Raw genomic sequence first — 24,572 nt, 5'->3', positions numbered from 1 at the left:
GTGCCGGCTTCGGTCGGCACGCTGCCAAGAGGAGAGATGTTTGCCATGAAGCGTAGGGAATTCATCGCGGCCAGCGCCGCTGTCGCCGCCAGCAGCCTGCTGCCGCAGACCCCGGCCTGGGCACGCGGGCGCAAGGTGCGCCTGGCCATGATCGGTACCGGCATGCGTGGCCTGGTGCTGCTGAAGGAACTGGTGCGCCGCGATGACGTCGAGGTTGTCGCCGTCTGCGATATCGAGCCGATCATGCTCGGCCGCGCCGTGGAGATGGTCAGCAAGGCCGGCAAGCCGGCCCCGAAGACCTACGGCCAGGACCGCGACACCAATGCCTGGAAGCGCCTGCTGGAACAGAAGGGCATCGATGGCGTGATCATTGCCACGCCGTGGGAGTACCACGCGCCGATGGCGATTGCCGCGATGCAGGCCGGCGTGGCAGTGGGTTGTGAAGTAGTGGCCGGCATCACCCTGCAGGATCACTGGGACGTGCTGAAGACCCAGCTCAGCACCGGTACCCCGTACATGCTGCTGGAGAACGTCTGCTACCGCCGCGACGTGATGGCCGCGCTGCAGATGGTGCGCCAGGGCCTGTTCGGCGAGCTGGTGCACCTGCAGGCTGGCTACCAGCACGACCTGCGCGGCGTGAAGTTCAATTCCGGTGACCCGAACCAGCCGTATGACAGCGGCGTGGAGTTCGGTCCCAAGGGCTGGAGCGAAGCCCGCTGGCGCACCGAGCATTCGGTGGAGCGCAATGGTGAGCTCTACCCCAGCCACGGCATCGGCCCGTGCGCGATGTACACCGGCATCAACCGTGGCAACCGCTTCACCCACATCAACGCCTTCGCGACCAAGGCGCGTGGCCTGCACGAATACACCGTGGCCAAGAGTGGCGGCACCACGCATCCCAGCACCAAGGTGAAGTTCAAGCTGGGCGATATCGTGACCACCACGCTGGCCTGCGAGAATGGCGAGACCATCCTGCTGCAGCACGACACCTCGCTGCCGCGCCCGTACTCGATGGGCTTCCGCGTGCAGGGCACCAAGGGCCTGTGGATGGATGTGAACCATTCGATCCACATCGAAGGCCGCAGCCCGCCGCACCAGTGGGAAGAGTTCAAGAAGTACCAGGACGAGTACGAGCACCCGCTGTGGAAGCAGAATGCCGAGACCGCTGCCAGCGCTGGTCATGGTGGCATGGACTGGTTCGTCATCCATGCGTTCGTGGAAGCGCTGAAGGCCAAGGCGCCGATGCCGATCGACATCTATGACGCGGTGACTTGGAGCGCGATCACCCCGCTGAGCGAGCAGTCGATCGCCAACAGCTTCCAGACGCTGGAGTTCCCGGACTTCACCGCTGGTGCGTGGAAGCAGCGTAAGCCGATTTTTGCGTTTGACGGGAAGTATTGATTCGCTCTCTGTAGAGTCGAGCCATACTCGACTGCTTTGAACACAACGCCGGGCCATGCCCGGTGTTGCTGTTGTAGAGCAGAGCCCACGCTCGGCTGCTTCTCCTACCACTTACACTAAGGCCCCACCACTGGCGGAGGCCCAGACCATGCCATGGCAGAAGATCAGTGACCTGCCGGACCAGCGTTTCATCGGTCCGTATGGCATCGAATTCTGGCGTATCCACGAGGGCCAGGTGTTCCACCAGGGCCGGCTGCTGCGCAAGGCCGATGCAGCGAGCTTCGAGTTCATTCCGGCGCACTACTTCATCGGTCGCGACGTGCACGCGGTCTACCATGCTTGGACCCGGCAGACCTCCATCGACCGCGACAGCTTTCGTCAATGTGGCGCGTACTGGTTGGACAACCACGCCGTCTACTTCGAGCACGAGACCTCGCTGAAGGCGATGGCCGAGGCAGATTGCACGACGTTCCGCGATCTCGGAGGCGGCTACGGTGCCGATGACCATGGCGGCTGGTACTGCGGCCGGCGGATGAAGCACTGCCGGCGCGGCGACCTGCTGCAGACAATCCCGCAGGACCCGCTGTACGCCGTTGATGACAGCAACGTCTACTGCGACGGGAAGCCGCTGCCCGCGGTGGATCGTGCGCGCTGGCGGCTGCTGGATGGACACTTCTCGAGCGATGGAAGCCGTATCTACTATCTGGAACGGAAGCTGCCGCGCGTGGACGTGGCGTCGTGGCGTCTGTTGCAGGGGAGCTGGTCGCGGGACCATGAACACCTGTTCCATATGTTCATGATCGAGACCGACCCAACGCTGCGTGCACAGCATGGTTTCAGGGCTGATGAGGGTTGACGCTCGAGGCGGTTACCGCGAAACCTTGATCTGCGTCAGCCTTCCCCCGGATGCCCTGGCATGCGGTACGCGGAACATTGCACCAGGTTGCACGAGGTCGGCCTGCTGCATCATCTTGGGCCACCACTCCAGAAGCCGCGCTGCGCGCTCGTAGTGGTTGAACGTGCTCCAACCCTTGGCCAGAACGAATACGGTCAGGCCGAGGCGTGCGATCGCCTCGCGCTCTGCGGGCTTGCGATGATGATGATCCTGGGTAACGTGTACACGGATGCCTCGCTGGGTGGCCGCGTCGAAGAGCTCCAGGTCAGTAGTGCCGGGCTTCACGAACTCCCTTACGTGGAAGACTTCGTGTTCGTCCGTTCCTGCAATGGCGTCGATGGCCCGGGCCAGCGCGGGCGGAAGATTCTCATCGATCTGCGCCTTCAAGGCGCGGCTCGATTCTCGAACTGCAGTGCTTTCTTCACTGCAGTCAGAGGCAGGTCATAGAGCCTGGCCACGCGACGCTCGTCGCCACCTTCGGCGCGCAGCGCCTCGACAATGGCGATGGTAGGAACGCCCGATTCGGAAAGGATGGGCTGACCAAAACTGCGCTGTGGATCAAATACCACGGCGCGGGAGCCCTTCAGTGGGAACCATCGTTCGGCACGATCATCGATGCCCAGTTCGACGCCGTCGCGCAGTGAAGGTGCGATGACCTTGCGCATCACGTCCTGGCGCTTCACCACATCCACCAGTGCGGCATCGCCGCTGTCGCCCACGAGCTCCATGAAAATGCGGCGCCCATCGGTCTTGAAGCTGGTGCTGGTGAAGGGATACTCCTTACCGAGCCGCTCGTTCAGCTCGACAATGGTTCGCCGCACCAGGTTGAGTGGCACGCCACATGCGACGAATGTGCGGACGAAGCGCAGCTCGATCAGATCGCGAAAGCCAATGCCGTCGATCTCTGAATCGGCCCATTGCGACTTCCACAGGGGAGGGTGGGCTTCCGGATTCCCGTGCTTCCGGCCCTGGTAGCCCTTCAGCCACCGGCGCAGTTCCGACGAGCTGCCGCCGATGAAGCGCGCGGCATCGGCGTAGGAATAGAGACCGACGCCGAGGCTGTCCTGTGCTGGCAAGGCGATACCCATGGCAGCGAGTCTACTCAATCCAAATGGATCTGGAGTGCAGACCCACATTCTGCGCCTTGCGGGACTCATAAGCTGAGAACGGGGACATGCGCGGGTGAATCTGCCCGGTGATTGGCAGGTCGAAGCCGACAAGGAGATGGCGCGCCCGGAGGGATTCGAACCCCCGACCAATGGCTTCGGAAGCCACTACTCTATCCGGCTGAGCTACGGGCGCGTTGTAGAACCGCCGCGCCACCGACCAGTGCCGGGGCGGGCATCGCAGCGCCATGAGGCGGTGCGGGACCGGCATTCTATCCAGTTTCGCCGAACAAATCTCCCCCCATGGGCAAAGCCCTGCCGGAGGGGCAGGAGTATCCTATCGCCATGGCTGATACCCCCCTCACTTCGCCGCAGTCGCCGGCGACGCCGCGTTGGCGGCATTACTGGAGTCTGATGCGCGCTGATCGCCCGATCGGCACGCTGCTGCTGCTGTGGCCCACCTGGTGGGCGTTGTGGCTGGCCGCGGGCGGCATGCCGCCGCTGTGGACGCTGTTCGTGTTCACCGCCGGCGTGTGGCTGACCCGCTCGGCCGGTTGCGTCATCAACGACTACGCCGATCGCTGGCTCGACCCGCATGTGGAGCGTACCAAGGCGCGTCCGCTGGCCACCGGTGCGATCAGTGGCCGCGCTGCGCTGGCGTTGTTCGCGGTGTTGATGCTGGTGGCGTTCGGCCTGGTGCTGACCCTGAACGGGCTGACCATCGGCCTCAGCTTCATCGGCGTGTTCCTGGCCGCCAGCTACCCGTACCTGAAGCGCTATACCCATCTGCCGCAGGTCTACCTGGGCATGTCGTTCGGCTGGGGCATCCCGATGGCGTTCGCCGCCGTGCAGGGCGAGGTGCCGCTGCTGGGCTGGCTGTTGTATGCCGGCAACATCCTGTGGTCCACCGCCTACGACACCTGGTACGCCATGGTCGACCGCGAGGACGACCTGAAGATGGGCTCGCACTCCACCGCGATCCTGTTTGGTGACCTCGACCTGGTCATCCAGGGCGTGTTGTACGCGCTGTTCCTGGCCACCATGGCGCTGGTCGGCGTGCGCGGCGGGCTGGGTGGGTACTACCTGGCCGGCGTGGCGGTGGCCACCGTTCTGGTGGTGTACGAGTTCTGGATCTGCCGCAACCGCGAGCGCGGCCCGTGCTTCAAGGCGTTCCTGCACAACAACTGGGTGGGTGCCGCGCTGTTCGCCGGCATCGCCGTGGACCTGGCGCTGCGTTGAGCCCAAGGTGAGGTAGAGTCGGCCGCTGGCTGGCTGCACCCGTGCGTGATCCCGAGGTTGCCGGCCAGCGGCCGGCACTACCATTCCGCCACCTACGACCAATAGGTGGCAGACAGCCTGCACCCCACCGCCCAGAATCGATCCATCGAACCTGGGAGGGTAGGCGATGGCCTCGACGGCAGCAGTACAGGACGGCTGGATGGCGCGCGCTGCGCTGCGCTCGGCCGCCTGGGCGGAAAAGTGGTTCCCCGATGCGTACGTGTTCGCGGTGCTGGGCGTGGTCATCGTCGCGCTGGCCGCGATGGGCTTCGGCTCGACCCCGCAGGCCACCGCCAGCGCCTTCGGTGATGGCTTCTGGAGCCTGATTCCCTTCACCATGCAGATGGCCTTCGTGGTCATCGGTGGCTACGCCGTGGCCACTGCACCGGTGGTCGCACGCTTCATCGATTTCCTCGCCCGTGTGCCGCGCACCGGCCGTGGTGCGGTGGTGTACGTGGGCCTGGTCAGCATGCTGGCCTCGCTGCTCAGCTGGGGCTTCTCGCTGGTGTTCGGCGGCCTGCTGGTGCGCGCGTTGGCGCGCCGTACCGAACTGCGCATGGACTACCGCGCGGCTGGTGCTTCGGCCTATCTCGGTCTGGGTGCGGTGTGGGCGATGGGGCTGAGTTCCTCGGCCGCGCAGCTGCAGGCCAACCCGGCCAGCATGCCGCCGGGGCTGGTCGAGATCACCGGCGTTCTGCCGTTCACCGAAACCATCTTCCTGTTGCAGTCGATCGCGCTGACCTCGGTGCTGATCCTGGTTTCGCTGCTGATCGCCTGGCTGACCGCACCGGCTGCCGGCAGTGCGCGTACCGCTGAGGATTTCCCCGGCGCCGCGCAGGCCGAGCCGGAACCGCTGCAGCGCCGCACGCGCCCGGGTGAGTGGCTGGAATACAGCCCGCTGCTGACTGTGCTGCTCTCGTTGCTGGCGTTCGGTTGGCTGTTCAACGAGTTCGCCAACAAGCCGGTGGTCACCGCCATCGCCAACCTCAATACCTATAACTTCATGTTCATTTCGCTGGGCCTGCTGCTGCACTGGCGGCCGCGCAGCTTCCTCAACGCGGTGGCCAAGGCGGTGCCCAGCACCACCGGCGTGTTGATCCAGTTCCCGCTGTACGGTGGCATCGCGATGATCCTCACCCATGCTGCCGGCGGCGATGGGCAGACACTGGCGCACCGCCTGTCGAGCCTGTTCGTGCACGTGGCCAGCACCGATACCTTCGCGCTGGTGATGGGCGTCTATTCGGCGGTGCTGGGCTTCTTCGTGCCCTCCGGCGGTGGCAAGTGGATCATCGAGGCGCCGTACGTGATGCAGGCCGCCAATGAACTGAAGGCACACCTGGGCTGGGCGGTGCAGGTCTACAACGCGGCCGAAGCGCTGCCGAACCTGATCAACCCGTTCTGGATGCTGCCGCTGCTGGGCGTGCTGGGCCTGAAGGCACGCGACATCGTGGGCTTCACCTTCATCCAGCTGCTGGTGCACATTCCGCTGGTGCTGGGCCTGCTGTGGCTGCTGGGCATGACCCTGGCCTATGTGCCGCCCGTGATGCCCTGAATGCAGGGTTGGCTTCCCTGCGTGCGTTGGGAAGCCAACCTTGTTCAGCGCGTGTTTCCGGCGGCGAACGCCATGAATGCGTGCAGGCTGACGAAGGCATGAGCACATGCCGAACCCGCATGAATCCTTCAGCCGCTTGTGCCACAAGGGCTTCTGCGCGTTCATTCACACGCGTACACACAGATGTAGCCGCCCACCCACGCGTGATTAACCATTCGCTGCAGACGATGGCCACGTCCACCGCATTCCGCGAGTGGCTTTGGAGATCGGACATGGCACAGCAGAACCAGAACCCGAACCAGAAACAGCAGGGCCAGCAGAACCAGCAGGATCAGCAGGATCAGCAGCAGGGCCGTGGCCGCGACCAGCAGCAGCAACAGCAGCAGGAACAGCAGAAGCGCAACCAGAACCAGCAGCAGGGCGGACACGACGAAGAAGAATGACCGCGTTGCATGTGCAACGTGACCGGCGAAGCCCCGCCCCGTGCGGGGCTTTGCTTATTCCAGCATGCCGATGCGCTGCAACACCGGCGCCGCCGACATGTCGTTCGGATTGGTGCCGGGCTGATCCTGCGGCACCTCCATGCCCATGCCGCGGTACAGATCAATCCAGTGCTGGGCGATCTCCCCGGTCTGCGGGTTCCGGAAGTTCATCGGCTGCAATGCGAACACGTGGTGCGCACGGAAGGTGCGTTCGATGAAGTCCGAGCAGTAGTAGCTGTCCTCGTTCAACACATACGACGTGTTGTACGGCTTGCCCAGCATCGTGCGCGCGGTGGCGACCGCATCCTTGATCGCTGCCTGCTGCGGCACGCGCAGGCGATAGACCACGATCTGCCGCTGCCTGGCGCGCGCTTCCTGGCGGAATTCGACCAGCGATTGCCGGCGCGATCCTTTCTCGTCTGCATGCAATACCTCCCAGCCCTTCGGCGCGGAAGCGACCAGCGCGACGTGATCGAAGCTGGGCGCGCCCTGTTTGCCGGTGGCATCGTCGATGGCCGCACTGAGACCGCTGCGGCCGGCAGTGACGAACAGCAGGTCGCCTTCGTGGACATCGACGGCCCTCGCCACCGCCGGCCACAGGGCAGGCAGCAGCAGGCCGATCAGGAGCAGGAGGCGATGCATGAGGACTCTCGGACAGGCGGAATGCCGGAATTGTAGGGTGCGCGGTAGCATGGAGCGACCGGACCGGATTCAGGATGAGCCCATGTGTCGATACCGTTCTGCCGCACCGTTGATGCTTGCCTGTAGCGCGGTGCTGGCAGCCTGCGCGCCAGCGCCGCAGGCACTGCAGACCGCGACCGAAGCCTCACCTGCCGCAGCGGCGCCGGCGACCACCCCCGCCGAGCCCACAGCTGTGGCTGCACGCGGTGAATGCCTCTACCCGGAATTCGATACGTTCCTGAAGCATTTCGGCAACGAGATCGCGTTGCAGGAAAAGACCACCGCCGATCCGCTGCTGGACAGCTACATCGATGCAGAGGCCGAGCCGGAACCGCGCAAGGTGGAAAGCCGGCTGGCGCTGGCCGATGTCGAGTGGCCGGTGATGCCTGATCCCGCCGCATTGGCCGGGCAGGGCCGCGAAATGCAGGTCAGCCCCCTGGCCGATGGACAGCGGCAGGTGCAGATCCGTACGCCGGACAGCAGCGACCAGCAGACCTACACCTTCGCGCAGGCGCCGTGCTGGACGCTGGTCAAGCGTGAGGATGAGTCGATCTGATGGCTGATCCGGCACAGGCGCGGCGGGCCAGCGGCTGCTAGGCTCGATCCCTGGTCCAGGCAGGGAGACGCCGATGCAGGCTTTCAGGAAGCGCACCACCACCGCCGCCATTGCCGCCGTATTGGCGATAGCCCCCTTCAGCGGCGCGCAGGCACAGTCGGTGCATGCCGATGACCGCACCTACTTCGCCAGCGCCGCGTCCGAACAGACCGCGCGCGACGCGTTGGGCAAGCGCGTCGAGGCCCTGCAGCAGGCGTCCACCCTCGCACCGGCGGAACGCTTCCAGCAGGCTGAGGCACTGGAGGCGCAGTGCCTGCGGCATCTCGCCTATCTGCATCTGCAGTCCGCCCGCAACGCGCGCGATCTTCGACCGGCACAGGCGATGGAGCAGGCAGCGGGGCTGTGCAGCCGCATCGCTCGCAGTGGTCGCGCCGCACTGCGCGAGGCGCCCGCAGATGCGGCGTGGGCAGCACCGTATGGCTTCCTGCGCACTCGGGCGCTGAAGGAGGCTGCCACCCCGGCCAACGCCGCGCTTGATGAGGCCGTGGAGGCACTGGCCGATCCGGCGCTGGACAGCTTCGCGCGCCTGCGCGGGCAGATCCTGCGCAGCGCCGAGTATCCGCAGATCGAGCACGGCGGTCGTCACTGGGACACCGGACGCGACAAGCAGCTGCTGGCCCAGCAGCCCGACCGCGCCCTGCGCGAGGCCGGCTGGAAGGGCTACTGGCAGGGGCTGCACTCGCGCCGTGAGCCGATGGCCTCGGTGCTGCTGGGGCTGGTGCAGGTGAATGACGCCGCCGCACGCCTGCAGGGTGACGGCTCGGCGCCGGCATATGGCTACCAGCGCATGGGCCTGGATACTGCCGCAGTGGATGCAACGCTGGTGGCGATCGAACGGCACGCTGGGGACCGCCGTGCCTACCAGGACATGCTGCTGCGCCACGCTGCGCGATCCGGCATCGACGCGCCGCAGATCTGGGATACCACCGTGCCCGATGCCGGCTATACGCCACCAGTGCTGACGTTGGCGCAGCTGCGTGACAACGCCGCCGATGCCATGCAGCACCTGGGGCCGGCGTACGTCGCCGAACTGCGCGCGCTGCTCGATCCGGCCAACCAGCGCATGGATCTGGCCACCGAACGCGGTGACCGCAGCCAGGACGCGTTCTCGGTGAGCGCTCCCGGTGTGCCGGCAATGCTGTTCGTTGGCCTGCGCCGTGGTGATCTGGAAAGCGACGTCGAGATCGCCCATGAAGCCGGTCATGCCGTGCACGGCGAGTGGATGCAGCGCGGTCATGCGTCGCCGCTGCAGCGCAATGGCAGCCAGTGGCTGACCGAGGCGTTCGCGATCTACAACGAGCTGCGCTTCCGCGACCAGCTGTACCAGCAGGCAGAGGATCCGCGCGCCAAAGCCTATTACCTGAAATCGCTGCTGGACGACATGGTGCTGCAGCTGTTCACCTCTTCCGAGGAAGCGCAGCTGGAGCAGTCGATCTATCGGGGCGTGGCCGCCGGCACGCTGGGCACCGCCGATGACCTGGACGCGCTGACCGGGCAGGTGCTGGCGCGCTTCGGCCAGCAACCGGAGCGCTACCCGCAGCTGCGCAACACCTGGATCGGCAAGCGTCTGATGTATGAAGACCCGAATTATCTGGTGAACTACCTGTATGCGGGGCTGTTGGCCGTGCAGCTGTACGTGCAGGACCAGCGCGACCCCGAAGGGTTCCGTGAGCGCTATCTTGCCGTGCTTGGCGAGGGCTTCGACCGCGCGCCGAACGAGCAGGTGGCGCAACTGCTGGGGCACGCGCCTGACTGGGCGGCCCTGGTGGATGCCGATCTGCAGGTGTTCAACCAGACGGCGGCGCAGCTGCAGGCGCTGCATGCGCAGATCGAGGCAGGGCAGGGTACGTGAACCCGGCGCGCCCCTTGCAGCAGGCGGCCGCCACCGTGTGGCTGCTGTTGCTGCTGTGCCTGCTGCCGATGGCAGCGCTGGCGGCAATCCCGGTCCCGGCGCTGGACGATCCCGTGGTGGACACTGCCAACGCGCTGTCCGCTGAAACCCGCGCCACCCTGCGCAGGCAGGCGCTGCAGCTGCAGGCACGGAAAGGTGCACAGCTGCAGGTGCTGGTGGTACCCAGCGTGGGCAGCGAAGGCATCGAGGCCTATGCACAGCGGGTGTTCGATCAGTGGCAGCTGGGTCGCGCCGGTGTCGACGACGGTGTGCTGTTGCTGGTGGCGGTGCAGGACCGCCGCGTACGCATCCAGACCGGCTATGGCCTGGAAGGAGCGCTACCGGACGCGTACGCCGCTCGCATCATCGACAACGCGATCGTGCCGCGTTTCCGTGAGGGCGATGTCGACCAGGGCGTGCTCGATGGCACGACGATCATGGTGGCGCTGATCGATGGCGAGGACCTGCCGGCATGGGAAGAACCGTCGGCCAGCAACGTGCTGCCTGCGGACTGGCGACGCGCAGACTCGGTGGTGGCGTTGACCCTGCTGGCCGGCTTCCTGGCCGGGCTGTGGCGCTCGCCGCCGCCGCTCCCGCCGGCGAAGACCGAGGATGATTTCAGCGGCAGCCGTCGGGAGCGGCGGCGCAAGGCACTGGCCGCCAATGCATCGGCACCAAAACCAACCTGGCCGACCTTGCCGGCCTGGGGCCGCCCGATGCTGTTGACCGCTGTTGTGGGTGCGGGCGTGCTCTCCGTGGCGCTGCTGCTGCCACGCCATGTGCTGCCGGGCCTGTGCTTCGTGCTGGCGCTGGGTGTGCCGGTGGCGGCCCTGCTGGGCTGGTGCTGGCGCCGCAGCCGAAGTGTGCGCATCGTGCTGTGCGGCATGCTGGTGCTCAGCGTGGTCTTCCTTGCGCAGGCGCTGCTTCGTGGCCAGCTGCCACCGAGCCTGGCCCGGCACCTGCTGCTGCAGGCCGCCGCGGGCGTTCTCACCCTGATGGTGTTCCTGCTGGTGCAGGCTTGCCGCACGCGCTGGAAGAAAAACCGCAGCAGCTTCGCCGTGCGCATGGCGGCGCTGGTCCTGCTCACCCTGGGCTACGGTGTGGGCGCGTTGCTGGCCATCCATCGTGCCGAAGGTGACGATCCACGATTGCTGGCGATGATCGTGTCCGGGGTGTGCGGCGTACTGTTGTACTTCGTGTGGTTGTTCACCATGCTGCCGGGCGAGCGCGCACGTGGCCGGGCTTCTTCATCCCGCGAACGCACGTCGTCCCGTTCGCCGTCCTCGTCGAGTTCGTCGTCGAGCAGTTCCAGCAGCTGGTCTGGAGGCGGCGGCCGCAGCGGTGGCGGCGGCGCATCGGGCAGCTGGTAGTTCTCAGGCCGCCTGCACCCGCCAGCCGAGCGCGGCGTCCTCCACAACGCCCGGGCCGGCCACATCGGCGACCTGCAGCTGCAGGCCGCGCGCATTCGGCAGGTCCTTCTGCTCGGGGAACCAGCGACGATCCGCCGCAACCACGATCAGCAGGCCCTCGTCGTTGCCCATCGGTGCGAACTGCGGCGAGGCCGTACTGATCGGCTGCAGGCCAAAGTGCCGGTTGGACTGCGCGCGCACGGCATCGACATCGTGGCTGGGCAGGCCGACTTCGCTCAGGCAGGTCAGTTCGCTGCCGTGGAACGCGCCTTCGCGCGTGCTGGCCGGCAAACGGCGGCGGCCGATCAGTTCCAGGATCAGGCCGTCAGGGCCGGTGAAATACACCGACTGCGACTGCCAGCTGCTCTCCAGCGTGAAGTAGTCCAGTCCCGCCGGATTGCGTTGCAGCGGCGTGCGCTCACGCAACCAGGTCATCGCCTCGCTGAAGCGGTTGTCCGGTACGTTGAAGGCCAGGTGCACGCCACCGACCGGATGATCACCCGCCGGCTGCAGTTCGATCGTGCTCCAGCCGATGTGCACATGATTGCCGACCACGCGCTGCTGCAGCACATCGTGGAAATACGCGGCGACGGTGGTGACGTCGGACACCGGCAGGGTGAGGTGAAGCAGGCGCATGATCGATCCTCCGTGGAGCGCATGCACCGAGTGTAGACCTGGCGGGATTGCGTGGGTGTCACCGCGGGCGCAACGATTCGTTACGGTGGGTGCCGCGCTCGAAGATCACTCCACTGGCAGCCAGATCTCCACGCCGCCGTTGCCGCTGTGCTCATCGAAACGCATGTCGTAGCGTTCCAGATCGGGGGCATCGGCCAGGCTGAGACCGGAGCCGGGCAGGTAGTGATCCAGCAGCCAGAACCAGGTCGAGCGGATGGTCGAGATGTGCCCGCCGTGCCAGGCCACCAGGTAGCGACGCGGCGGAATGTCCACGCGTTGCCAGTGCGCAGGGACGCTCGGCACCGCGCTGGCCGGCAGTGCGGCGATGTAGTCGAAGCCGCCATCGTCATCATTGTTGCAGCACACGCCGAAGCTGATCGGCGCCGGCGCCGGCCATTCGCGGTTGAGCTGCGCCCACTGTCCAGGAATCGCACCGCCGCTGTCGCGGGTATGCCGCATGCCGATGCCCGCCACCTGGAAAGCGGGCGTGTCGAGCAGGCGCGGCGCTTCACCGCAGGCAGCCGGCGCCTCGTCCACGCGGATCGCCTGCACCAGCGCCAGTCCATCAGTACCTTGTTCGCGTACCCGCTCCGGGGTCTGCCCGAACTGTTCGCTGAAGGCGCGGGTGAACGCGGCATGGGTGGTGTAGCCCGCGCCCAGTGCCACCTGCAGGATGTCGCCCGCCCCGTTGGCCAGCCGCTGCGCGGCAGCGGTCAGGCGCCGTCCCCGCAGATAACGCACCACCGAGGTGCCGGTGCGGGCCTGGAACAGGCGCGACAGATGGAACGGCGACAGCCCCGCCGCAGCGGCAATATCGGCCAGTGCCAACGGCTGGTCCGCATGGGTTTCGATGTACCACAACGCCTTGCCTGCCGCGCTCATCCAGCCGTTCCCCGATTCCGATGCCGGGCACAGTAGCGGATCGGCAGGCAGCGCGTTTAGCAGTTCTTGCGCTCCAGCGGCATCAAGCTGTCGCACTGACGTCATGGCTCCTTCACAGATCGCGCCGAGACTGCGCGCCTTGTCCAGGCCTGCGATATCCCTGCAGGTGCTGGCCCTGTCGCGTCCTCCCGGAGCCCTGCCGTGCATCGTTCGAAGCTTTCGCGTTCCATCCTCCTCGCCCTTTCCATGGCCAGCGCAGGAGGCGCGATCGCAGCGGAGGCCGATGCGGTCGATGCCCCGGCGGGCAGCCGTGCGGCGCCCACCCAGCTCGACGCGATGCTGGTCACCGGCACCCGCGCCTCCAACCGCACCCAGTTCGAAACGTTGGCGCCGGTGGACGTGTTCACCAAGGAAGACATCAAGTCCGTTGAATCCACCGACCTGAAGGACGTGCTGGCGCAGCTGGTGCCGTCGTTCGTGGTGCAGCGCCTGCCGATGGCGGATGGCCAGGTGTTCGTGCGCCCGGCCACGCTGCGTGGCCTGTCGCCGGACCAGACGTTGGTGCTGGTCAACGGTCGCCGCTTCCACCGCAGCGCGCTGCTCGGCAACCGTGGCGCGCAGGCGGCCGACCTGGCACAGATTCCGACCAGTGCGATCAAGCGCATCGAAGTGCTGCGCGATGGTGCGTCGGCGCAGTACGGCTCGGATGCCATCGCCGGCGTCATCAACATCATTCTCGAGGATGGCCCGGGTACCGAGATCACCGCTGGTTATTCGCAGTATGCGCAGGGCGATGGCGCCTCGCGCGATTTCAGCGCACGCACCGGCTGGTCGCTGGGTGACTATGGCAGCCTGGTTCTGTTCGCCGAATCGTCCAACTCCGACGCCACCTCGCGCACCCGCCAGCGCCCGGATGCGATCGCCTTCCAGGCCGCGCATCCGGATCTGGACGTGCCCAACCCGGTGCAGCGCTGGGGCCAGCCGGAACTGGAAAGCCGCCGTGTCGGCTTCAACGTGAAGGCCAATGCCAGCGACACGCTGGAGTTGTATGCGTTCGGCTTGTACAGCCACAGCGATGGCGTCAGCGATTTCAACTGGCGCAATCCGGATACCACCACCGGTGCCTACCGCACCACCGCGATCTTCCCCGGCTGGAACCTGCGTTCGATCTATCCGGTGGGCTTCAGCCCGCAGTACGGCAACGTCCAGAACGACCTGCAGCTGGTCGGTGGCCTGCGTGGCGAGATCACGTCCAAGCTGCGCTGGGATGTCAGCGCCTCGTACGGCCGTAGCGCGATCGACTACAGCCTGAAGAACTCGATCAATGCCTCGCTCGGCCCGGCCAGCCCCACCGCATTCGATCTCGGCCGCCTGACCCAGACCGAGAAGAACGCCAACGCCGACTTCAACTACGAGTGGGACGTAGCCGCGCTGTCCAAGCCGATCAACGTCGCCTTCGGTGGTGAGTTCCGCCAGGAGACCTACCAGGTGCGCGCGGGTGATCCGGCTTCGTACGCGGTGGGGCCGGGCGCAGCGGCGGGCCTGGAAGCCAACTCCAACGGCGCGCCGGGCTTCTCGGCCAGCCAGGCCGGGCAGTGGAGCCAGCGCAGCAAGGCCGCCTACGTGGATATGGAAGTGCCAGTGGGTGAGCGTTGGAGCATCGGTGCAGCCAGCCGCTACGAGGACTTCTCCAGCTTTGGCAGCACGCTGGACGGCAAGCTCTCGGCGCGTTTCGCGATCACCCCGGACGTGGCCCTGCGCGGTACCGTGTCCACCGGCTTCCGTGCACCGACCCCGGCGCAGCTCAGCACCACCAGCACCACCCAGGGCCTGGATACGCGCACGCTGCAGATCTTCACCAGTGGCCGCCTGTCGCCGAACGATCCGCTGGCGCAGCTGCTCGGTGCCAAGCCGCTGAAGCCGGAGGAATCGCGTACCGCGTCGCTGGGCCTGACCTGGCGCACCGACCTGGGCCTGTCCGGTTCGGTGGACGTCTACCAGATCAAGCTCACCGACCGCTTCAGCCAGTCGGCCAGCTTCGCCATTCCGGCTGGTACTCCCAATCCGCTGGGCTATACCTCGGTGAACTACTTCACCAATGACTTCGATACCACCACCACCGGCGTGGACGTGGTCGGCAACTACCTGCGCGATCTCGGTGCCGGCCGCATGACGCTGACCCTGGCCTACAACTACAACCGTACGCGGGTGGACAACGGCAGCACCTCGGTGGCCACCAACGAGACCCAGCGCGTGCTGTTTGAAGACCGCCTCCCCGAGCACAAGGGCAGCCTGACCGGCAGCTGGGATGTCGGCGCCTGGTCGCTGATGGCGCGCATGCGCTACTACGGTGCCTGGACCGACGCCAGCGGCAATGCGGTGGGCGACATCTACCAGCGCTTCGGCGCGATGAGCTTCCTCGACCTGGCCGTGGGCTATCGCATCAACGAGCACCACAGCCTGCGCGTCGGTGCCGACAATGTGCTCGACCGCTATCCGGATGAGGCGGTGTTCCAGGCCAGCCGTGGCTTGGTCTACTCGCGCAACGCGCCGTACGACACCGATGGTGCCAACCTGTACGCGCAGTACCGGTTGAGCTTCTGATGGACCGCACGCGCCGCTCCCTGCTGCGTGCCGGCACCCTGCTGCCGGCCGCAGCCGCACTGTCTTCACTGCCCGCCATGGCTGCCACGCGTTACGCTGCGCCCATGCAGATTCCCGCAACGACCGTGGCGCCGGACGTGCTGGCCCGCGATGAAGGCTATTGGGCCTCCGTGGCCAGCCACTTCGACATCACCGACGAGGTGAACCACCTGGAGAACGGCTATTGGGGCGCGATGGGCCGCGAGACGCTGGCCAGCTACCAGCGCCATACCGCTGAAGTGAACCGTGGCAACGCCTGGTACGGCCGTCGTGAGTTCCCGGCGCAGTACCTGGCGGTGCAGCGGCAGGTAGCCGAGCTGCTGGGCGTGGGCGTTGATGAAATCGCACTGACCCGTGGTGCCACCGAGGCGATGCTGGCCTTGATTGGCGGCTACAACCGCCTGCAGCCCGGCGACCAGGTGCTGTACGCCGACATCGACTACGACAGCATGATCGGCGCGATGCGCTGGTTGCAGCAGCGTCGCGGCGTGCAGGTCGAGCGTATCGCGCTGCCGGCGGTGCCGGACCACGCGCAGATCCTGCAGGCGTATGAGGACGCATTCGCGCTGTTGCCGCGTCTGAAGCTGGTGCTGCTGACCCAGGTCAGCCATCGTCATGGGCTGGTGCTGCCGGTGGCCGAGATCGCCGAACGTGCGCGTGCACGTGGTATCGACGTGATCGTCGATGCGGCGCATGGGTTCGGCCAGATCGACTACGCGGTGCCGCAGCTCAAGGCTGATTTCGTCGGCATCAATCTGCACAAGTGGATCGGTGCGCCGGTCGGCGTCGGCGCGATGTACGTGCGCAAGGGGCGTGTGGCCGATCTTGACCCGTACATGGGGGAGACCGACGACGGCCGCGTGGGTAGCCGCGTGCATACCGGTACGGTCAACTTCGCCGCCTACCTGGCGCTGCCGGAAGCGATCGCGCTGCACCAGCGCATCGGCGCGGCCAACAAGCAGGCACGCCTGCGCTACCTGCGTGAGCGCTGGACGCTGCCAGCGCGGCAGATGGCGCACATCGAAGTGCTGTCTTCACCGGCCCCGACGCTGGCCAGCGCTCTGGCCAGCTTCCGCCTGCGCAGGCGCACCAGCGTGGCTGACAACCTCGCGCTGCAGAAGCGCCTGCTGGATGAGCATCGCGTGTTCACCACCCATCGCGATGGATTGGACTCCGGCGCCTGCGTGCGGGTGACGCCGTCGGTGTTCACCCGGCCGGAGCAGATGGACGCGTTGGTGCAGGCGCTCTCCGCCCTGGCCTGACTCTGCTTTGGTGGGTGCCAACCTTGGTTGGCACATTCCGTCCGTGCCGGGGAATCTTCCGCCGGGCATGGCCCGGCGCTACCGATCCTCCTCCAGCCTGGTGGGTGCCGACCGTTGGTCGGCACATTCCATCCACGCATGGCGTGCACGGGCATTGCCAACCAAGGTTGGCATCTACCGAAGCGGGTCCCGTAGATCCACGCCATGCGTGGATGCTCTCCACCTACCGCTCGATCGCCGGCAACGCATCCGACAACAACAACCGGTCGATCCTCCGCAGCGCACTTTCCAACTGCCGGCGATCCGCCGCCAGCCCCAACGACAGCCGCACGCCGCTCTGGTGCGATACCCCCGGCAGGCAGAACGCCGATGACGGCGCGATCGCCAGCCCCTGCAGCTGTGCGGTACGCACCAGCGTGGCGTCGGTCCACGGCGCCGGTATCCGGCACCAGGCATGCAGGCCTTCGGCGCGCTGCAGCAGCGACGGCGCCAGCAGGTAGCGCGCCATGCGCATGCGCTCGCGCGCCTCGGTGCGCACCTGCGCCAGCAGTGACTGCGCCGAACCATCCAGCAGCAGCTGGCTGGCCAACGCCGAGACCAGCGGATGGCCCATCAACCGCGTCGCCCGCAGTGCGGCCGTCATCGCCTCGGCATGCGCGGCGCTCGGGCAACGCACGAAGGCGGTGCGCAGGCCGGGGCTGATCACCTTCGACAGCGTCGCCACGTAGAACACATGACGCGGTGCCAGTGTTGCCATCGGTAGCGGCGCATCTTCGGCCAGATGCCAGTACGGATCGTCTTCGATCGCCAGCAGGCCTTCGCTTTCCAGCACACGCGCCAGCGCTTCGCGCCGATGCAGCGGCAGGGTCAGTGCGGTCGGGTTCTGGCAGGTGGGATTGAGATAGACCAACCGCGCGCCGCTTTCGCGTGCCAGCCGCGCCAGTGCATCGGGGCACATGCCGTGTTCGTCGCTGTCCACCGGCAGCAGGCGCCGGCCCAGTGCGGCAGCGGCCTGCAGCAGGCCCGGATAGACCAGTGCATCGCACAGGATCGCGTCGTCGTCGCGGCCCTGGCTGACCAGGATCGACGCCAGCGCCACCTGTGCACCTTCGGTCAGCAGCAGGCAGGCATCGTCCACCTTTCCCAGCATCGGCTGCAGCCAGCGCGCCGCTGCGTGGCGGTCGGTCGGGTTGCCGCCGCCCAGGTGATACGTCATCAGGTTCGGCGCGTTGCTGCGCGCAAGCACGGCGGCGGCACCGCGGCGCAGCGTCTCGGCCAGCGCGTCGGCATCGGGCACCGGCGGCACGTTCATGCTCAGGTCCACCACCTGGTCAAAGCCGGCCTTGGGCGGTGCGATGAAACTGCCCTGTGGTCCACGCGCTTCGATCAGGCCACGCTTGCGTGCTTCATCGAAGGCGCGGGTGACCGTGGTCAGGTCGATACCGAGCTGCTGCGCCAACGCGCGTTGCGAAGGCAGGCGCTGTCCCGGTGCGAGACCACCGCGGCGCACCGTGCGTTCCAGCGAGTTGACAATGCGCAGGTAGATCGGCCCGCTGTGCGCGAGTACGTCCTGCACCCATTCGCGGGCTGCGACATCCGGTCGCGGCATGTACGGAGCATGTCGGGGCGTATCGTTGCTTCCAACGGCGGGAGCCTGTCCATAACCATCGGTCGGTTCGGACAGGTGACCGCCGTTGTTGTCTGCGGCGGCCACGCCGGCCAGCGTCAGTGATGTCATTGCGCGTCCTCAGCGCTTGGCCTGCCAGGGGCAGTAGCAGCCCACGGCAAGCAGTCCTTTCGGGCGCACGGTCTCGCCGCGCACCAGTCTGTCCAGCAGTGGTTCGACGAAGCTGTTGGCCGAGTTGCAGACCATGCCGATGCTGTACGGGCCGGCGTAGGCGAGGTGGCCCTGGCGATCCCAGATGGCTACGGCGGGGCTGGCCGGGATGTGTTCGATGCCATCGATGGTCGGCAGGTTGATCACCTTGTTGCGCAGCGGCTCGGGTAGCTCGCCCTGCGTACCCGGGCGGCGGATGGCATAGAAGTCGATGCCGGCGCGGCGGTACATGCTGATCAGGTAGCTCAGGTGCGCACCGGTTTCGCGGTTGCACACGCCGCAGGCCGGGTCCCAGAAATGCACCACGCGGATGCGGCCGGTATCACCGGCCAGATCGGCCGGCAGGCGCAGCTGCGAATCGTCGAAGACGATGGCCTGTTCGGTGAAGGTGGACTGCGCGCTGTAGCCGAAGTACTGCCACAGCGCAGCCGCGACGCCGGCCATGAACAGGCAGGCGAGGGCGATCATCGTCGGCAGCAGCCAGCGGCGACGCGGCGCGGCTGCGCCCATCAGGAATCTTCCCGGCCGAACTTGTGCACGTACTGCTTGCGCATCTCGCGGCAGGAATCGGCCTGCGCGCGGCGCTGGATCTCGCTACGCGACGGATCCTCGCTGCGCTGCACGCACTGCTCGATGGCGTGGCGTTCGGCCGCCTGCACATCCACGGTCTGCGGCTGCAGGCAGACCCAGGCCAGCGCGGCCAGCATCAGCACCACAAAGCCGCCGCACCCGGCCATCACCAGGTGGAACTTCAGTTTCTCGGCGCGCATCGATGCACGTCCCTTCATCCATACATTGCATACAAAATATCATCTTGTATGGATAAAGCGCCATGCGCCCCGTTCAGACGATGGCGTTGTGGCGTGCCTCGGGGGCCTCGGACAGGATCTCGTTCAGCTTGGCGAGTGCCCCGGCCAGCGCGCCCTGGTCGACCGCGCCGCCCAACGACAGGCGGATCGCATTGCCCGGTGGCGGTTCTTCCACGCTGAAGGCATCGGAGCTGGCAATGCCCAGCCCCTGCTCCTGTGCGGCCTGGATCAACCGGTACTGGTCGAGCCGCGGCGGCAGCGGCAGCCACACATGCAGGCCGGCCGGATGCGCCTGGGCACGGGCCGGCAGGTAGCGGGCGGCAATGGCCTGGCGCTCGCGCAGTTCCTGCTGGAAGCGCTGCACCATGTCCTGGGCCTGGCCGCTGCGGATCCACTGCGAGGCCACCGCCACCATCGACTGGGTCGGCATCAGCGCGATTGCGCGCAGCGCATCCAGCACCGGTTCCATCGGCTCGCCGGCCGGCACCACCAGGTAGGCGGTGCGCAGGCCCGGCGCCAGGCACTTGGACAGGGTGGAGATGTAATAGACCGCGCAGCCCACATCGCGGTGGGCGGCCAGCGGCGGCGCGGCGTCTCCGGCCAGCAACCAGTAGGGATCGTCTTCGATCACGGTCAGATCGTGGCGCTTCGCGACCGCCAGCAGGGCCTGCCTGCGTTGTGCCGACATCGTCGCGGTGGTCGGGTTCTGGATGGTCGGTACCAGGTACAGCAGGCGCGGGCGGCGTAGCTGGCAGGCCTCCTCCAGTGCGTCGGGGAGCATGCCTTCGGCGTCCATCGCCACTGGCACCACGCCCCGCTGCAGCACGCGCGCGGCGGCCAGCAGGCCCGGGTAGGTCAGCTGCTCGGCGGCAATCAGCTCGCCCGGCTGGGTGCGGGCCAGGATCAGCGCGCACAGTGCGGTCTGCGCACCGGGGCAGATCACCACCTGGTCGGCACCGACCGTCCCCAGCATCGGTGACAGCCACTGCACAGCGGCGGCGCGGTCCTCGCGGGTGCCGGCGCCGACGTGGTAGCTCATCAGTTCGCCCTGGCCCAGCTGCTGGCCCACGTGCTGGAAACCGGCCTCCATGCCCTGTGCGAACGGCGCGCTGCCCAGCAGCGGCGGGATGTTCATGCTCAGGTCCACCGAGGTGCTGCGGTTGCCGGCCGACAGCGCGATGAAGGTACCGCCAGCGCCTTGGGCGTCGAGCAGGCCGGCCTGGCGCAGCTCGGCGAAGGCACGGGTGACCGTGGTCAGGTCCACGCCCACCTGCTGGGCCAGGTCGCGCTGCGGCGGCAGGCGGTCGCCCGGGCGCAGCACGCCGTCATCCACCGCCTCGCGCACCTGCTGGGCAATCTGCAGGTACAGCGGGCCGGCGCCCTCGCGGAAGGGGCGAACCCAGGTGCGATTGGGGTGTTTCAGGCGGCGGCCGGCGGCAGGTGGCGTCATCGGTCAGTTTTTTCCATACGTGCAGATGCACAAGTCCATACAATGATGTATCTTGTATGGGCTTGATTGGAGTGGTTCGCCTGCTTGTAGGCGACCTCGTACCCACAGTGTAGCCGCTCCACGCCCGGGCGCTGCGCGCAGGCGAGCCGGTCAAGCGCGCTTCTTCAACAGGGTTGACCTCCAATGAATATCTGCTGGAACCGCATCCGCCTGGCGCTGGTCGCCCTGGCCTGCGTCGGCCTGTCGGGCTGTGACTGGGTGCTGCTGGATTCGAAGGGCATGGTCGGGCTCGCCCAGCGCGACCTGATCCTGATCTGCATCGGCCTGATGCTGATCGTGGTGATACCGGCCATCGTGCTGACCTTCGTGTTCGCCTGGCGCTACCGCGCCGGCAATACCAAAGCCAAATACATGCCTGACTGGTCGCACTCCACCAAGGTGGAGATCGTGGTCTGGGGCGTGCCGCTGATCATCATCGCGGTGCTGGCGGTGATCGTGTGGAAGTCCACCCACGAGCTGGACCCCTACAAGCCGCTGGACGTGGCCGGTGAGCCGCTGCACGTGGACGTGATCGCCACCGACTGGAAGTGGGTGTTCGTGTATCCGGACCTGGGCATCGCCACGGTCAACCAGCTCAACTTCCCGGTCGACCGCCCGCTGGCGTTCAACATCACCTCCAACTCGACGATGAACACCTTCTTCATCCCGCAGCTGGGTGGGCAGATCTACGCGATGGCCGGCATGCGCACGCAGCTGCACCTGATCGCCAACGAGCCCGGCCAGTTCCGCGGCATGTCCGGCAACTACAGCGGGCATGGCTTCTCGAACATGAAGTTCATCGCCACCGCCAGCAGTAACGAAGACTTCGAGCGCTGGGTGGCCGAGGTGCGCAGCGCGCCGGACGCGCTCAGCTTCACGCAGTTCAAGGCGCTGGCCGCACCGTCGAAGAACGCACCGGTGCAGCACTTCTCCAGTGTTGAACCACTGCTGTTCAAGAAGGTCATCGACCAGTTCATCGGCGTTGGTGAGAACACGGCTGCTGCGACCCCGGCGGGCGCTGCCGGCGGTGCCCAGGTTTCCCAGGAGTAACGAACATGTTGGGTAAATTGACGTGGGAGGCCGTGCCGCTGCACGAGCCGATCGTCGTGGTCACATTGGCGGCCATGGTGCTGGGTGGCCTCGCGCTGCTCGGCGCGGTGACGTACTTCAAGCTGTGGGGCCCGCTGTGGCGTGACTGGTTCACCACCGTGGACCACAAGAAGATCGGCATCATGTACGTGGTGGTAGCGCTGGTCATGCTGGTGCGCGGCTTTGCCGATGCGCTGATGATGCGCGCGCAGCTGGCCGCGGCTGGCCCGGGCAGTGACGGCTTCCTGCCACCTGAGCACTACGACCAGATCTTCACCGCGCACGGCGTGATCATGATCTTCTTCGTGGCCACCCCGTTCGTGGTCGGCCTGATGAACATCATCGTGCCGCTGCAGATCGGCGCACGCGACATGGCGTTCCCGTTCCTCAACGCCTTCAGCTTCTGGATCTTCGTGGTCGGCGCCGCGCTGATGATGATCTCGCTGGGCGTTGGCGAATTCGCCATGACCGGCTGGGTAGCCTATCCGCCGCTGTCGGGCATCGAGTTCAGTCCAGGCGTGGGCGTGGACTACTACATCTGGGCGTTGCAGGCCTCGGGCATCGGCACATTGCTGACCGGCGTCAACCTGTTCATCACCATCCTGCGCATGCGTGCGCCGGGCATGACCCTGATGAAGATGCCGGTGTTCACCTGGACCGTGCTGGTCACCAGCGTGATCATCATCGCCGCCTTCCCGATCCTGACCGTGGCGCTGGGTGCGCTCACCCTGGACCGCTACTTGGACTTCAACTTCTACACCAACACGTTGGGTGGCAACCCGATGATGTACGTGAACCTGGTGTGGGCCTGGGGCCACCCGGAGGTGTACATCCTGGTGCTGCCGGCATTCGGCATCTTCTCTGAAGTGACCGCGACGTTCGCGCGCAAGAAGCTGTTCGGCTACAAGTCGATGGTGGGCGCCACGCTGGCGATCGGCATCCTGTCGTTCATCGTCTGGCTGCACCACTTCTTCACCATGGGTTCCGGTGCCAGCGTCAATGCCTTCTTCGGCATCATGACGATGATCATCGCCATTCCCACCGGCGTGAAGATCTTCACCTGGCTGTTCACCATGTATGGCGGCCGCGTCGAGTTCAGCGTGCCGATGCTGTGGACCATCGCCTTCCTGGTCACCTTCACCATCGGTGGCATGACCGGCGTGCTGCTGGCCATTCCGGGCGCGGACTTCCTGCTGCACAACAGCCTGTTCCTGGTCGCGCACTTCCACAACACCATCATCGGCGGCGCGCTGTTCGGCTACCTGGCCGGCTTCGCCTACTGGTTCCCGAAGGTGTTCGGCTTCACCCTCAACGAGCGCCTGGGCAAGTGGTCGTTCGCCTGCTGGGTGATCGGTTTCTACCTGGCCTTCATGCCGCTGTACATGCTCGGCTTCATGGGCATGACCCGCCGCATGAACCAGTACGACAACCCGGCGTGGACGCCGTACCTGATCGCCGCCTTCATCGGTGCACTGTTCGTGTTCGCGGGCATCATCCTGATGCTGGTGCAGATCTACGTGAGCGTGCGCGACCGCAAGCGCAACCTGGACCTGACCGGCGACCCGTGGAACGCACGCACGCTGGAATGGGCCACGCCGTCGCCGCCGCCGTTCTACAACTTCGCCGTGGTGCCCAAGGCCGATGAGCTGGATGCCTTCCACGAAGCGAAGAAGCGCGGCCTGCCGCCGCCGCCGAAGAAGTACGCACCGATCCACATGCCGAAGAACACCGGCGTGCCGCTGATCCTCAACATCTGGATCCTGGTGTTGTGCTTCGCCCTGGTCTGGCACATCTGGTGGATGGCTGCAGCCAGCTTCATCGCGATGATCGTCACCCTGATCGTGCGGTCCTATGACGAGGACGTGGACTACTACGTCAGTTCCGAAGAGGTGGCGCGCACCGAAGCAGCCAACCTTGCCAAGCTGAAGGAGGTACGCGCATGAACCTGTTGACCCGCCCGGAGCTGGCCAGCGACACGCAGGCGCACGAGGACCACCACGAACACGACCATGGCCACGAGCAGGGCGGCATGAAGGTGTTCGGCATGTGGGTCTACCTCATGTCCGACCTGGTGCTGTTCGGTTCGCTGTTCGCCTCGTACGCGGTGCTCAGCACCGCCTACGCCGGCGGCCCCACCGGCAAGGATCTGTTCTCGCTGCCGTTCGTGATGGCCGAGACCTTCCTGCTGCTGGTCTCCAGCATCACCTATGGCCAGGCCGTGCTGGCGATGCATCGCCACGATACCTCGGCAGTGCTGCGCTGGCTGGGCGTGACCTTCGTGCTCGGTGCCTCGTTCATCGGCATGGAGATCTACGAGTTCTCGCACCTGATCCACGAAGGCGCGGGCCCCAGCACCAGTGCCTACCTGTCGGCGTTCTTCGCGCTGGTCGCCACCCACGGCCTGCACGTGGCCAGCGGCCTGATCTGGATGGCGGTGGTCATGCACCAGGTCTACAGCCGCGGCCTGACCCCGACCAACATCACCCGCGTGTCGTGCCTGAGCCTGTTCTGGCACTTCCTGGACCTGGTGTGGATCTGCGTCTTCACCTTCGTCTACCTGATCGGAGCCTTCTGA

General features: G+C 66.4%; 22 protein-coding genes and 1 tRNA gene. 13 read left to right on the top strand and 10 right to left on the bottom strand.

The genetic code is table 11. From position 1 onward, the window contains the following. Positions 1-45 precede the first annotated feature (45 nt). Positions 46-1,401, top strand: coding sequence for a Gfo/Idh/MocA family oxidoreductase (locus N7573_RS04335; protein ID WP_106469419.1), 1,356 nt, complete (start codon positions 46-48; stop codon positions 1,399-1,401). Between the two features lie 148 nt (positions 1,402-1,549). Further along, positions 1,550-2,257 carry a DKNYY domain-containing protein gene (locus tag N7573_RS04330; protein ID WP_279913175.1) on the top strand — a complete coding sequence of 236 codons (708 nt, stop codon included), beginning with the start codon at positions 1,550-1,552 and terminating at the stop codon, positions 2,255-2,257. Positions 2,258-2,269: 12 nt separating this feature from the next. Here the strand turns inward: N7573_RS04330 and N7573_RS04325 are convergent, their stop codons facing one another. The 3 genes from N7573_RS04325 to N7573_RS04315 form a co-directional block, all read right to left on the bottom strand. Further along, a complete protein-coding gene (locus N7573_RS04325; protein WP_032127087.1) occupies positions 2,270-2,683 on the bottom strand; it encodes a DUF5615 family PIN-like protein in 414 nt (137 codons plus the stop codon). Beyond that, positions 2,680-3,384: a DUF433 domain-containing protein gene (locus N7573_RS04320; protein ID WP_094001264.1), complete on the bottom strand. Its 705-nt coding sequence runs from the start codon at positions 3,382-3,384 to the stop codon at positions 2,680-2,682. Before N7573_RS04320 ends, N7573_RS04325 begins: the two co-directional genes overlap by 4 nt. A gap of 137 nt (positions 3,385-3,521) precedes the next feature. Further along, positions 3,522-3,598, bottom strand: a tRNA-Arg gene (locus tag N7573_RS04315). A 149-nt stretch (positions 3,599-3,747) separates the two neighbouring features. Here N7573_RS04315 and ubiA point away from each other — a divergent pair. The 3 genes from ubiA to N7573_RS04300 all read left to right on the top strand — a co-directional run bounded on the left by ubiA (position 3,748) and on the right by N7573_RS04300 (position 6,675). Next, complete coding sequence (ubiA, locus tag N7573_RS04310; RefSeq protein ID WP_279913174.1) at positions 3,748-4,641, top strand: 4-hydroxybenzoate octaprenyltransferase; 894 nt, start codon at positions 3,748-3,750, stop codon at positions 4,639-4,641. Positions 4,642-4,807: 166 nt separating this feature from the next. Continuing rightward, positions 4,808-6,232, top strand: a complete 1,425-nt coding sequence (locus tag N7573_RS04305; protein ID WP_279912913.1) for a TIGR00366 family protein — start codon at positions 4,808-4,810, stop codon at positions 6,230-6,232. 272 nt (positions 6,233-6,504) lie between these two features. Continuing rightward, on the top strand, positions 6,505-6,675 hold the full coding sequence (locus N7573_RS04300) for a hypothetical protein (RefSeq protein ID WP_279912912.1): 171 nt from the start codon (positions 6,505-6,507) through the stop codon (positions 6,673-6,675). 54 nt (positions 6,676-6,729) lie between these two features. On the opposite strand, the gene N7573_RS04295 is transcribed toward N7573_RS04300, so the two are convergent. Next, complete coding sequence (locus N7573_RS04295) at positions 6,730-7,356, bottom strand: YiiX/YebB-like N1pC/P60 family cysteine hydrolase (protein WP_279912910.1); 627 nt, start codon at positions 7,354-7,356, stop codon at positions 6,730-6,732. Positions 7,357-7,438: 82 nt separating this feature from the next. Between N7573_RS04295 and N7573_RS04290 the strand changes: the two genes are divergently transcribed. From N7573_RS04290 to N7573_RS04280, 3 genes are all read left to right on the top strand, one after another. Beyond that, entirely contained in the window at positions 7,439-7,951 is a 513-nt protein-coding gene (locus tag N7573_RS04290; protein WP_180837683.1) for a hypothetical protein, read from the top strand. Positions 7,952-8,024: 73 nt separating this feature from the next. Beyond that, complete coding sequence (locus N7573_RS04285) at positions 8,025-9,863, top strand: M3 family metallopeptidase (protein ID WP_279912905.1); 1,839 nt, start codon at positions 8,025-8,027, stop codon at positions 9,861-9,863. A 68-nt stretch (positions 9,864-9,931) separates the two neighbouring features. Continuing rightward, on the top strand, positions 9,932-11,272 hold the full coding sequence (locus N7573_RS04280; RefSeq protein ID WP_279912914.1) for a TPM domain-containing protein: 1,341 nt from the start codon (positions 9,932-9,934) through the stop codon (positions 11,270-11,272). A 3-nt stretch (positions 11,273-11,275) separates the two neighbouring features. On the opposite strand, the gene N7573_RS04275 is transcribed toward N7573_RS04280, so the two are convergent. Together N7573_RS04275 and N7573_RS04270 are read right to left on the bottom strand one after the other, a co-directional pair. Further along, entirely contained in the window at positions 11,276-11,947 is a 672-nt protein-coding gene (locus N7573_RS04275) for a VOC family protein (protein WP_279912904.1), read from the bottom strand. A 105-nt stretch (positions 11,948-12,052) separates the two neighbouring features. After that, positions 12,053-12,868: an AraC family transcriptional regulator gene (locus tag N7573_RS04270; protein ID WP_279912903.1), complete on the bottom strand. Its 816-nt coding sequence runs from the start codon at positions 12,866-12,868 to the stop codon at positions 12,053-12,055. Positions 12,869-13,069: 201 nt separating this feature from the next. Between N7573_RS04270 and N7573_RS04265 the strand changes: the two genes are divergently transcribed. Then, positions 13,070-15,472 (top strand): TonB-dependent receptor, encoded by a 2,403-nt coding sequence (locus N7573_RS04265; protein ID WP_279912902.1) that lies wholly within the window; start codon positions 13,070-13,072, stop codon positions 15,470-15,472. Further along, positions 15,472-16,773, top strand: coding sequence for an aminotransferase class V-fold PLP-dependent enzyme (locus N7573_RS04260; protein ID WP_279912901.1), 1,302 nt, complete (start codon positions 15,472-15,474; stop codon positions 16,771-16,773). The genes N7573_RS04265 and N7573_RS04260 overlap by 1 nt, the downstream gene beginning before the upstream one ends. A 223-nt stretch (positions 16,774-16,996) precedes the next feature. Here N7573_RS04260 and N7573_RS04255 read toward each other — a convergent pair whose 3' ends face one another. Genes N7573_RS04255 through N7573_RS04240 form a run of 4 tightly spaced genes read right to left on the bottom strand, consistent with a single transcriptional unit; the run spans position 16,997 to position 20,869 of the window. Then, positions 16,997-18,511 (bottom strand): PLP-dependent aminotransferase family protein, encoded by a 1,515-nt coding sequence (locus N7573_RS04255; protein WP_279912900.1) that lies wholly within the window; start codon positions 18,509-18,511, stop codon positions 16,997-16,999. A 9-nt stretch (positions 18,512-18,520) separates the two neighbouring features. Beyond that, positions 18,521-19,120, bottom strand: coding sequence for a DUF6436 domain-containing protein (locus N7573_RS04250; protein ID WP_012481503.1), 600 nt, complete (start codon positions 19,118-19,120; stop codon positions 18,521-18,523). Further along, entirely contained in the window at positions 19,120-19,398 is a 279-nt protein-coding gene (locus N7573_RS04245) for a hypothetical protein (protein ID WP_005414763.1), read from the bottom strand. Before N7573_RS04245 ends, N7573_RS04250 begins: the two co-directional genes overlap by 1 nt. Before the next feature lie 55 nt (positions 19,399-19,453). After that, positions 19,454-20,869, bottom strand: coding sequence for a PLP-dependent aminotransferase family protein (locus tag N7573_RS04240; protein WP_277778683.1), 1,416 nt, complete (start codon positions 20,867-20,869; stop codon positions 19,454-19,456). 183 nt (positions 20,870-21,052) lie between these two features. On the opposite strand from N7573_RS04240, the gene cyoA reads away from it, so the two are divergent. From cyoA to cyoC, 3 genes are read left to right on the top strand one after another with little or no spacing between them, the layout of a single operon-like run. Beyond that, the gene (gene cyoA / locus N7573_RS04235; RefSeq protein WP_071227643.1) at positions 21,053-21,958 is read left to right on the top strand and encodes a ubiquinol oxidase subunit II; all 906 of its coding nucleotides are present in this window, start codon (positions 21,053-21,055) and stop codon (positions 21,956-21,958) included. Positions 21,959-21,963: 5 nt separating this feature from the next. Beyond that, positions 21,964-23,940 (top strand): cytochrome o ubiquinol oxidase subunit I, encoded by a 1,977-nt coding sequence (gene cyoB, locus N7573_RS04230; protein WP_006474876.1) that lies wholly within the window; start codon positions 21,964-21,966, stop codon positions 23,938-23,940. Beyond that, on the top strand, positions 23,937-24,572 hold the full coding sequence (cyoC, locus tag N7573_RS04225; RefSeq protein ID WP_012512371.1) for a cytochrome o ubiquinol oxidase subunit III: 636 nt from the start codon (positions 23,937-23,939) through the stop codon (positions 24,570-24,572). The genes cyoB and cyoC overlap by 4 nt, the downstream gene beginning before the upstream one ends.

It is taken from the genome of Stenotrophomonas sp. GD04054 (assembly GCF_029836955.1).
Taxonomy (GTDB): domain Bacteria; phylum Pseudomonadota; class Gammaproteobacteria; order Xanthomonadales; family Xanthomonadaceae; genus Stenotrophomonas; species Stenotrophomonas maltophilia_A.
This window is presented reverse-complemented; position numbering and strand designations above follow the sequence as displayed.